General features: G+C 65.1%; 6 protein-coding genes and 1 pseudogene. 3 read left to right on the top strand and 4 right to left on the bottom strand.

All coding sequences use genetic code 11. From position 1 onward, the window contains the following. Positions 1-779 precede the first annotated feature (779 nt). A pseudogene (locus ACFYE1_RS17070) lies at positions 780-1,037 on the top strand (RNA degradosome polyphosphate kinase); the annotation flags it as partial. A gap of 1,293 nt (positions 1,038-2,330) precedes the next feature. On the opposite strand, the gene ACFYE1_RS17065 reads toward ACFYE1_RS17070, so the two are convergent. After that, positions 2,331-2,885, bottom strand: coding sequence for an AAA family ATPase (locus tag ACFYE1_RS17065; RefSeq protein WP_387745627.1), 555 nt, complete (start codon positions 2,883-2,885; stop codon positions 2,331-2,333). Positions 2,886-3,234: 349 nt separating this feature from the next. Next, positions 3,235-3,441, bottom strand: a complete 207-nt coding sequence (gene cspE / locus ACFYE1_RS17060) for a transcription antiterminator/RNA stability regulator CspE (protein WP_387745624.1) — start codon at positions 3,439-3,441, stop codon at positions 3,235-3,237. A gap of 640 nt (positions 3,442-4,081) precedes the next feature. Here cspE and ACFYE1_RS17055 point away from each other — a divergent pair. Together ACFYE1_RS17055 and ACFYE1_RS17050 are read left to right on the top strand one after the other, a co-directional pair. Next, positions 4,082-4,630 carry a PACE efflux transporter gene (locus ACFYE1_RS17055; protein ID WP_387745621.1) on the top strand — a complete coding sequence of 183 codons (549 nt, stop codon included), beginning with the start codon at positions 4,082-4,084 and terminating at the stop codon, positions 4,628-4,630. 383 nt (positions 4,631-5,013) lie between these two features. Continuing rightward, positions 5,014-5,343, top strand: coding sequence for a hypothetical protein (locus ACFYE1_RS17050; RefSeq protein ID WP_387745618.1), 330 nt, complete (start codon positions 5,014-5,016; stop codon positions 5,341-5,343). Between the two features lie 97 nt (positions 5,344-5,440). On the opposite strand, the gene ACFYE1_RS17045 is transcribed toward ACFYE1_RS17050, so the two are convergent. Together ACFYE1_RS17045 and ACFYE1_RS17040 are read right to left on the bottom strand one after the other, a co-directional pair. Further along, positions 5,441-6,151, bottom strand: coding sequence for a DMT family transporter (locus tag ACFYE1_RS17045; RefSeq protein WP_387745615.1), 711 nt, complete (start codon positions 6,149-6,151; stop codon positions 5,441-5,443). A gap of 5 nt (positions 6,152-6,156) precedes the next feature. Continuing rightward, a partial coding sequence (locus tag ACFYE1_RS17040) for a hypothetical protein (RefSeq protein ID WP_387745612.1) occupies positions 6,157-6,442 on the bottom strand: 286 nt, incomplete at its 5' end.

Raw genomic sequence — 6,442 nt, 5'->3', positions numbered from 1 at the left:
CATGCCACCACGATCCGCTCCTCCGTCCCGGCAGTCAGGCGGAAGCGCATCACACTTTCCCAACACCTACTTAGTGGTGTAACACAACCACCGCGTCATTTTTGGGGTGCTCTGGCTCGGATCAGCACTGAAGCAACATCCCCGTGAGCGACCAGATGCTTCGCGCCGTCCTGCGAGCCCCCGTGCATCGCGGAACCGGGACTAAATCGGCCCGACAGGAGTTCCAACAGATGCGAGAACTCCCGTGGGTTGATGTCCCATAATTGTCGTTATGTAAAGCCATCAGGACAAACTGCCCCAGCACCCGGTGTCCATGGCCGACCGGAAGCGGCACAGCGGCACCCCTCGGACCTCGGCTGTGCCCGCCTTGCGGGCAAGCCAAATCACATGTCACATGATCGTGCGGCAATCCCGCGAGCTTGTCTTGTGCTGGGGAACATGGACGGCATCACTGCAAAGGCGCTAGACCTGCTCGTCTCGACGGGGACAAGTTCGCGCCCGTCTGGGACCGGTACAAGATCTTCATCATCGACGCGGCGCACATGGTCACGCGCGAGGGCTTCAACGCCCTGCTCAAGATCGTCGAGGAGCAAGGGGAGGTGATGCCGGGGTGGTGGGGCAGGAGGACCACGGGATGCGCCATTACGTGCACATCCGTACCGGCAACTACCACCTCTGCGCGGAACTCTTCTACGAGCTTCTGGACCCACCGTCCGGTTGTGCGGCCAAGACCACCTTCCAGTGTCTGCTCGGTGCGCTCCACGTTCGTCGACTTCGTAGAGGCTGTCATCGACGTCCTCTACCGGGCCTCGCAGGCCGGGGTGCCGGTCGACGTGGTGGTCCGCGGGATCTGCGCCCTGCGCCCCGGGATGCCGGGGCTGAGCGAGAACATCCGGGTCCGCTCGGTGCTGGGCCGGTTCCTGGAGCACTCCCGGGTCTTCGCGTTCTGCAACGCCGGCGAGCCCCTGGTCTACATCGGCTCGGCGGACATGATGCACCGCAACCTGGACCGCCGGGTGGAGACCCTGGTGCGGATCACGGATCCCCACTGGTCGGCGCGGACCTGTACAAGATGGCCCTGCGCCTCCCACAAGCGCCACCTCAAGAAGGCCGCCAGCTTGGGGAAGATCCTGCTGGAGAAGGACCCGTACCTGTCCCACGGTGGGAGGATCGGCCCGTGGACATCCAGGACCACTGGTTGCGCAGCCGGGCCCTCGGCCGGCACACGATCTAGTCAGCGGTATCCTGGGAACGGACCAGATGAGGTGTTTTGGAAAGCCAAATTTTGGGCGCGGAGCTGCACTTTCCGAACGATTCAGAGTGCGTTGAATCGGGACGGACGGAGCGTTTCACGAGCGAGCTGGAAGCCGACCACGAGTACCTGATCACCACGGTTCCTACAGTAGGACCCAACGAGAACATCTTTCGTTGGAGAAAAAAGCACCCGCTCCAAGCTGGGTGCTCAGAGCGGGTGCCCGTATAGATAGGAGGGCACAGCCATGGAGGATGCTAACGACATCCGCCGTGAGCGTCGCCGGTCCGGACAACTCCAGGTAGCACTGGAGATGTCCAGATGGATCCGGTTAATCGTCACCACGGCGAACCACTGGCTGTCCGACAAGGGCACCTGACAGATAGTACGCGGGGCGTGGGTTGTAGGGACCCGCGCCCCGCTCCCGTCAGGGGCTCTCTACGGCGTGATAGTTCTAGTGAACTCCACGACCGTTGTCCCTATCGTACGTCAGTAGGTGTGGGTGGTTCATGTTCCAAGAACCGTGCACCAGGGCCCATCCAGAAGAGACCCAGGACGACTGAAAACCGGCGCAGTGCCCTGCCGACCTCGGTGGCAACGCTGGTTCGGCTAGATCCAGCGCTGGCGCGTCCGTTGCTCTCCCTCGAGGTGGTGCGCAAGGGCGTGACTGCCGGTATCAAGGATTACGCGCACAAGCACGGCGACCGCGCCAGCAGCTGGCGACCATAAGCCACCCCCAACTGCAACGTCGTTCTCGCGGGCAGTGTCCGGTAGCCGGCCATATGTAAAGTGTGCTGGATTTGGGGTGTCCTTACCCGACCCGTGTCGGGCCAGCCTGTGTGGTGGTCGCCGTCGCGGACATGCTCGCGGGTCAGGTCGTTCTCGTTGTTGAAAGCGCCCGCTCGGGCGTTGATGTTCACCAGCATGGTCACCGACACCGGCACCGCCGTGGCCCCTGGCCACGTGATCGCAGGGCTCGACTACCGGTGGATGCGAAGAGGCCTTGCCTGCGGTCCTCACCGCCGGCCGGGCATGGGACGGCCCGTCTTCCAGGGCCGACCGTGGTTCTGCTGATCGGTCAGAGGTCGAGGGCCTCGGCGATCTGGGCGACCAGCACGTCGGTCGTTGTCGCCGCGTCCACCACACTCCAGTGTCCGGTCCGGGCGAGCTCCAGGTAGGCGTTGCGGGCCATCTGTAGGTAGTCCAGCGACTCGTGATCCTCTGCGCGGCGCAGGATCCGTTGCTGGGCGATCTGGGCTGGGATGTCGAGAACGACCACCGCGTAGGGGCGGATCGCCCGGGCCGCCAACCACGGCAGCACGCGGCCCGGGGGCAGGCCCCGGCCCTGGCGCAGCACCAGTTGGCACACCAGGTGACGGTCGATGACCACCAGACCCGCCCGGCGGCCGGCCCGCACCTGGGACACCGCGACGTTGGCAGTACGCACCACGGTCTCGAACCGGTCCGCCCACCGCACGGGCAGCTCCAGTCCGCAGCGCGCCGTGACGCGTGCCAACCAGCGGCGACCGGAGCGGTTGCGCAGCACGATCGCCGGCCGCCCCGACTCCCGCCCAGCCGCCGCCAGCGCTTCCGCCGTGGTCGTCTTGCCGGCCCCGTCGATGCCCAACAGCACCACGATCCTGCGGGTACCTCGATTGCGGAACCCGTCGTGTCGCGATCGGCGTCCATCTGCCTGCAAACGACGCACCCGGCCCACTTCCTCGACGGCTCCTGACCCTACAGAACGCAGGATCCCACGCCTTCCGCACGCCAGGCGAGCACTCGGCAGCGGCCCCTGAGACCAGGCCTCGAGGCGAGTCTGCGCAGCCGGTGCTGCGGCGGCGCAGAAGGATCGGTGGTGCCACCCGAGAACCAGGCCCGGAACGAGACATCGCCACCGGGCCGGAGCCGGGTGGCGATGTCAGGTCGACGCCAGGGGTTCAGCCCCGCGCCGGTGATCTCACGAGGAGATCAGCGCGTTCTCACGCAAGCACGGTGATGTTCGTAGCCTGGGGGCCCTTGGGGCCGTCCTGGGTCTCGAACTCGACGCGCTGGTTCTCCTCGAGGGAGCGGAACCCACCGGAGTTAATCGCGGAGAAGTGCGCGAACACGTCCTTGGAGCCGTCCTCGGGGGTGATGAAGCCGAAGCCCTTGTCGGCGTTGAACCACTTCACGGTGCCAGTAGTCATGGGGAACCTGTCTTTCTGAAGAAACGGAGCGTCCCCGGCGATCGGGGTGCTCGGGCGTTGCGATGCCTGCCAAAACGTCTTCTCAGAAAAACTGCTGCGCCCGATGTCCGGGCGAACTGCTTGTAATGCGAAAAACGAAACTTCAACAACTGGGTTTCACTGTACGCGGGTCAGCCCGAATGCGCAGTGACAGGCGACACCTGCAGTCACGGCGATGACCAGGGGCCGATCGTGGCGCCGGAGCACGACGGGCCTGTCCTGGTACCCACCGACCGTCCTGACTGCAACGCGGTCCGCGGAACATGGTCGATGCCGGCCTCAGGACGGGAACCATTTCGACGGCTCCGCCTGAAAAGCGAGCTGCCAACCGGGCCGTACGTATAAGGTTCTTCCGGCTCTCCATTTGAGCATCTGCTACATCCTTCCCGGCGGCATCTCGGACAAGCCGGATCAGCTGCCGGCTATCCGCGGCTCAGTCCTGTCGGCCTACGCGATGGGCCTGGGTGGCGCGCCCCGGGTGCTTGGTAGACTGGTTATAAGACGACCGTTCCGGCACCGGGCTGGCGGCGTCCAGCTTCCGTTCCATGGACGCGAAACCGGTGGAGGACTTCCCATGGACTGACCAGGGAGGTCCCTTTTTATGCCATCGACCGATTCGAGCAACACCCAGACAACACCGCAGACGACGATCCCCAGCACACCAACCGCCCCACTGGGCCCGGGTGGGCGGCCACCACTGGTGCAGCGCCGGGTCTTCCCTACACCGCTGCATCGCCGGGTCGTCTACGCGCTGGTCTTCGAGGCCCTGGCGATCGTGTTCACCACCCTGATCCTGGCCGGGTTGGGCAACCCAGCCGGAGCCAGTGCTGTGATCGGTGTGGTCTCCTCGGTGGTCGCCTTGATCTGGAACATGGTCTTCAACACCTGGTTCGAGCGCTGGGAAAAGCGCAGCGGAACCACCGGCCGGCCCCTGAAGGTCCGAGTGGTGCACACGCTCCTGTTCGAAAGCGGGCTGGTGGTCGTTCTGGTCCCGCTGGTGGCCCTGATCCTGCAGGTGTCCCTGTGGGACGCGTTGCTCTACGAAGCCGGGTTGATCCTCTTCTTCCTGATCTACAACGCCGGCTACGCCTGGTGCTTCGACCGGGTGTTCGGATTGCCCGACTCAGCCCGGCAAGACACACACCCCTGAACCAGACAGCGTGCCGGAACCCACCGCAAGCACGGCGATCCAGCGCGACGCCGACGGCGGCTATAGGAGCTGCCGGGGAATCCGGGTCAGACGGGGTCACCGGTTCGGGATCTCCTGCCGCGCTCGTGCGGTGTCAGCCTCGGTCGGTGCTGAGAGCCCGGGCGGGATCTTCCGCTCAGCCGACCCATAGCCGGCCGTATGTGAGTCCTTTCCTCGCAGGCCGACTAACGGAAGAATCAGATCGGGCGTCGCTGATCCGCGCATCAGTCCCTACGGACCGGCGGGGTTCTTTTTTGCTTCCAGGGGGCGGCCCCTGATGACAGGGACCGGTTGTCGTGGACTATGAATGGAAGAACCACAGGTGGACCCGTAGGAGGACAACGGTGACGAAGCACAACGACTCCCATCCCATTACCTCGGTGATCAACACGGGCGAGTTGATGCGGCAGCTCGCGCAAAAGGAGGCCGACCACCAACGGAGGGTCCAGTCTTGGACCGCCAACCGGGTGAAAGAATTGACGGACGCGGCGGAGCTGCGCGACATCGCCTTGCACCACAGTGATTTCGACGTGGCGTTCGCCGCGCTCAGCAATGACCACATGAACGCCAACGACCGTCGTGAAGTGGCCGAGAAAGCTATCAACACGCGTGTGCGTGATGCTGCGAAGGCGGAGGCGAACCGCCGGGGCGAATACCGGGACGGCCAAAGGTGACTGCCCGCCGCCAGAAGCGTGACGGAAACCCTATCGCAATACCTGGCTTGGGGAAGGAAGTGCTGCCTCTGCTACGAGACTGTCTCTCTTTCCGGTGCTACTGGCATCGTGCGGTGTCGGCGCCTTGTTCTGAGGCTTGATCAGCTGCGGGGGCTGTTCTGACACGAGCACGCGTCGGACCGGTGCTCACCAGTGCGATGCCGCCGAACACCAGGACCCCACCAGCAACCTGTTCCCAGGACAAGGACTCCCCCAGCACCAAGCTGATGGCCACGGTGAACACGGTGATGAAATTGAGGAACACTCCAGCCCGGCCCGCGGGCACCGCCCGCAGCGCCATGTTCCACAACAGATACGCCCCGACCGAGGGGAAGATCCCGATGAACACCAGCGAGACGGTGGCCCCGGTCCCCTCCGGCCACCCCGCCCCGGACCACAGCCCCACCGGGGTCAGCACGACCACGGCCAGGATCGCCTGCACCGCGGTGGAGGCGATCGGCGGGGAGCCGGCCAACCGGCGCCCGGAAATCGTGTACACACTCCAGACCGCCACCGCCCCCAGCATCAAGGCGTTGCCCAGATTGACGTCCAGATCCAGCACCGCGGCCAGACGACCTTCGGTGAGCACGATCAGCACCCCCGCCAGACCCAGCAGGACACCGATGAGCGCCCAGGGGCCGATCCGGTCCCGCAACAACACCACGGCGCCCAAGGCGATCACCGCCGGGGTGACTGCGTTGATCAACGAGGCATCGATCGCGCTGGTGTGCCGCAACGCCTCGTAGAGGAACAGGGTGTAGGCGACCATCCCGCTCACCGACAACCCCAGGTGCACCGGCCACTGCCGCCACACCGCGCCCCAGTCCGGGTGTCGCTGATGTAGCCGTGGGTGGTGTGGCACTCGGCGCCGACCGGCTCGGCCGTGGTCCCGGTGGTGTTGGTGACAGGGATGGCGTCGGTGGTGTCGGTGAGGGGGATGGTGTCCATGGTGGTGTCGTCGTCTTTCGGGCGGTTCTGGGTGGTTCTGCCCCCCGTTACCTTCTTCATAGCCCGTCCGTCCACCAGGATGAAGGGGTGCTGACCGGTCGGTCCTCGGCAT

Source organism: Kocuria nitroreducens (assembly GCF_042879195.1).
In the GTDB taxonomy this organism is placed as follows: Bacteria; Actinomycetota; Actinomycetes; order Actinomycetales; family Micrococcaceae; genus Kocuria; species Kocuria nitroreducens.
This window is presented reverse-complemented; position numbering and strand designations above follow the sequence as displayed.